We start from the raw sequence: 1,075 nt of genomic DNA on the forward strand, positions 1-1,075 counted from the left end.
GGTAGCCGACAAGACACCGGTCAGCACCACCGTGACCGACACTGTCGACACCACCAACCTGTCCCTGAGCGCCACTAATACGGTCGCCGAGGGCGGTTCGATCATTTACACCGCAACCCTGACCAACGCCGCGGGTTCGCCAGTGACCGTGACCCTGAGCAACGGCGCAGTCATCACCATCGACGCCGGTAAAACCACCGGCACCGTGACCGTTCCAGCACCTGCCGATGACGTCTACAAAGACGCCGGCACCGTGCAGGCAACCATCACCAACGCCAGCGGTGGCAACTTCGAAAATCTGGTGCCGAGCACCGTACCGGCCGTGACCAGCGTCACCGATACCATCGACACCACTACTGTGAAGTTGTCTGCCACCGGTACAGCGGTTGAAGGCGGCAACGTCGTCTACACCGCCACCGTCGGCGCGCCAGTCACTGGTTCGCCAGTCGTGGTGACCCTGTCCAACGGCCAGACCATCACCATCGACATCGGCAAAACCACCGGCACCGTAACCACCACCGCACCAAATGATGCGCTGACCGGCCATGCGCCGTTGACCAACGCCATCACCAACGTGAGCGGCGGCAACTACGAGAATCTGGTTGCCGACAAGACTCCGGTCAGCACCACCGTGACCGACACCGTCGACACCACCAATCTGTCGTTGTCCGCGACCGGCACCGTGGCCGAAGGTGGCTCGATCGTTTACACCGCAACGCTGACCAACGCCGCTGGCTCGCCAGTGACCGTGACCCTGAGCAACGGCGCAGTGATCACGATCGATGCAGGCAAAACCACCGGCACCGTGACTGTTCCTGCACCAGCCGATGACGTCTACAAAGACGCCGGCACCGTGCAGGCCACGATCAAGACTGCCACCGGCGGTAACTTCGAAAACCTGGTGTCGAGCACCACACCAGCCGTGACCAGCGTCACCGACACCATCGACACCACGGGCGTGAAACTCACCGCCACGGGTACTGTCGCCGAGGGTGGCACTGTCACCTACACCGCGACTGTCGGTGCGCCTGTGACTGGCTCGCCAGTTGTCGTGACCCTGTCCAACGGCCACACC

General features: G+C 62.7%; 1 protein-coding gene. It reads left to right on the top strand.

Annotated features, from left to right (window positions below):
- The coding region (locus tag V3W27_RS28080) for an immunoglobulin-like domain-containing protein (protein WP_330208062.1) at window positions 1–1,075 on the top strand (1,075 nt) is incomplete at both ends.

The organism is Pseudomonas sp. AM14(2022) (assembly GCF_036346455.1).
Lineage (GTDB): Bacteria > Pseudomonadota > Gammaproteobacteria > Pseudomonadales > Pseudomonadaceae > Aquipseudomonas > Aquipseudomonas putida_A.